The sequence below is a fragment of the Streptomyces sp. NPDC048191 genome, assembly GCF_040652655.1.
Classification (GTDB): Bacteria; Actinomycetota; Actinomycetes; order Streptomycetales; family Streptomycetaceae; genus Streptomyces.
The window spans coordinates 1-3,230 of record NZ_JBEZMO010000078.1 but is presented as its reverse complement, the minus strand read 5'-3'; the positions used below and the strand labels follow the sequence as shown (position 1 = coordinate 3,230).

General features: G+C 69.4%; 1 protein-coding gene. It reads right to left on the bottom strand.

Annotated elements, in window-relative coordinates:
* The coding region (locus AB0D93_RS41390; protein WP_362131896.1) for an AMP-binding protein at window positions 1–3,164 on the bottom strand (3,164 nt) is incomplete at its 3' end.
* Window positions 3,165–3,230: the final 66 nt, after the last annotated feature.

The window sequence follows — 3,230 nt, the reverse complement described above, 5'->3', positions numbered from 1 at the left end:
GTGTAAATCACATACACGGTATTGTCCGGCGACACCACCACACCCGGATCCGACGCCTCACACGCCGCAATACCCTCCCGGTCAACACCATCGAGGACCACGACCGTGCCGTCATGGAAACCATCGACCAGCGACAGCAGACCCGACTGCGTGACCACAACAGAAACCCCGGCATCCGCAGCGACAAACCCCAACCGCTCAGCAGGATTCACCGGATCCAGCGGCACATAACCCGCACCCGACTTCAGGACACCCAGCAACGCCGGGATCAAATCGGCCCCACGCTCCAGGCACACACCCACCAGCGACTCAGGCCCCACACCCAGCCCGGACAGATAACGCGCCAGACGATTCGCCCGCGCATTCACCTCCCCGTACGACAACTCCACCCCACCGGCAACCACAGCCACCGCCGCAGGATCAAGCGCCGCCTGCTCCTCGAACACCTCGTGCACACACCGCTCCACCCGAGCGGCAGGAGCACCACCGGCCGCGTCTCCCAGAAGACGCTCGCGCTCACCCTTCGGCAGATACACGGCACGCGCGTCACCGTCGAAGTCGGCTGCCATGGCCTCCAGAACCGACCGGTACATGTCGGCGATCCGCCGGCCGTGCTTCTGGCTCAGCGTGCGGGTGTTGGCGCTCAGGCTGATGCGGGAGCCGGTGGCGTCCGCCGACAGTCCGAATTCCTTGGGGGCGTCGTTGAACGCCATCCCGGTGTCCACGATCCCGTCGTCGACCTGGTGGAAGTCGACGAAGTTGAAGAGGACGTCGACAAGGCGGCCGCCTCCTGCCTCACGCTGGATCTCCGGCATGGGGAAGCGGCGGTGACCCCACAGCTCCACCTCACGCGCGAAGACCTGCCGCACCAGCTCACGCCAGGTGCGCGCGCTGCGGTCCGCGACGAACGGCAGGGTGTTGACCTGCATGCCGATCAGGCGGTCGGCGCCCTCGGCCTCGGGACGGGCGTGGCAGACGAGACCGGTGTGGAACGCCGGCTCGTCGGTGAGCATGCCCATCACCTTGAGATGAGCAGCGAGCACCACGCTCTTGAGTGGTACGTCCACGGCCGCGGCGGCCTTCCTCAGGTCTTCGGTGAGGTCGCCGTACTCGACCTGGATGCCGTAGGACTCGGCGGGCTTTGCGCTGTCACCCCACTCCGCGGGGATCGTGAAGGCGGCGTAGCCGTCGATGGCCGCGCGCCAATAGGCGCGGTCCTCCTCGGAGTTGAGGGATTCCAGCTCGCCGGCGATGAAGTCGGCGTAGCGGACGGCGGGAAGCTCGTAGGGCTCGGGCTCCAGGCCGTCGCGCAGCCTCGTGTAGCAGCCGAGCAGCTCCATCAGGAGGGACTCGTGGCTCCAGCCGTCGAGGATCACGTGCGGGCTGGTGAAGGACAGCCACCAGCCATCGTTCGCCGTGGTGTGCACGAAGAGGCGGATCAGCGGTGCCACGGCCAGGTCGAGGTGGTTGGACCGCTCGGCCAGGACGAAGGCGCGCAGGGCGTCCTCGGTCTCCTGCCTGCCGGCGTCGCCCAGGTCGCGCACGTCCAGGGTGACGTCCGCCGTGGGGTGGACGAGCTGCAGGGGACGCGAGTACTCGTCGACGTGCACCGAGGTGCGCAGCGTCTCGTGCCGCTCCGCGACGATGCGCCAGGCCTGCCGCAGCGCGTCCGCCACGAACGGCTGCTCGTCACGGATGCGGACGGTGGAAATGGTGTGGTAGGCGTTGCCCTCGTCCCCGACGAGCATCTCGGCGACCATGCCGGTCTGCACCTGGGACAGCGGGTAGGCGTCCACGACCCCGTCGGCGAGCCGTTCCCGGTCCTGGTGCGTGATCAGCGCGAAAGGCTCGACTCCCGTCGTGCCCCGCACCGCCTCCTCCCGACCATCCGGGAAGGCCGCGCACAGCGCCGCGACGGTGCGGCCCTCGAAGACTTGCTGGATGCTCGTCTCGAAACCGGCGGCCCGCAGCGCGCCGACGAGGGCGACGGCGCGGATGGAGTCGCCGCCGAGCTCGAAGAAGGAGTCCTCGACGCCGACCTGGTCCACGCCGAGCACCCGGGACCAGACGGCGGCCACGCGCTCCTCGACCGGCGTGCGCGGTGCGACGTAGGCGCCACGGGCGAAGGCGTCCTGCTCGGGGGCGGGCAGAGCGCGGCGGTCGGTCTTTCCGTTGGGGGTGACCGGGATCCGCTCCAGCTTCACGAAGGCCGCGGGCACCATGTGCTCGGGCAGTGAGCGGCCGAGCTCGGCGCGGAGCGCGGCCGGGTCGGCCTCCGACCGGGCCTCCGCCTCGGCCGTCGGCACGTAGTAGGCCACCAGGCGCTTGTCGCCGGGCGTGTCCTCGCGAACGAGCACAGCCGCGTCACGGACGACGGCCAGTGCGATCAGCGCCGCCTCGACCTCGCCCGGCTCGATCCGTACGCCGCGGATCTTGACCTGGTCGTCGGTACGGCCCAGGTACTCCAGCGTGCCGTCGGCGAGCCAGCGGGCCCGGTCGCCGGTGCGGTACATCCGCCCGCCCGGCTCACCGTACGGGTCGGGCAGGAAGCGCTCCGCCGTCAGGGCGGCGCGCCGTACGTATCCACGGGCCACGCCGACACCGGCGATGAACAGTTCACCGGGGACTCCGACGAGTTGCGGCCGCAGTTCCGCGTCGAGGACGTACAGTCCGACGTTCTGGATCGGCGTGCCGATCGGGATGCGGTCGAGGGCCTTGGGCAGGCTGTCCTTGATGGTGTGGACGGTGCAGTCGATGGACGCCTCGCTGGGCCCGTACTGGTTGTAGATCTTGATCCCGGGCAGCTCCTCCAGCAGGCGCTGCGCGAGCGGTACCGGCATCTCCTCTCCGCCGCAGGCGATCGCGCGCAGCGTGGTGCAGTCGGCCAGGCCGCCTTCCTCCAGCACGAGAGCGAGCATGGAGGGCACGAAGTCGATCACCGTGACACCGTGCTCGACGATCTTCCGGCCGAGGTACAGCGGATCGCGGTGACCGCCTCGCGTGGCGACGACGAGCCGGGCGCCGGTCATCAGCGTGCCGAAGATCTCCCACGCGAACACGTCGAAGCCGGCCGCGGTCTTCTGCAGGACCACGTCGTCCGAGGTCATGCGGAAGTGGCGCTGGCTGTCCAAGAGACGGTTCACGACGCCGCGGTGGGTGTTCACCACACCCTTGGGACGACCGGTCGAGCCCGACGTGAACACCAGATACGCGCCAGAGTCCGGCACCGC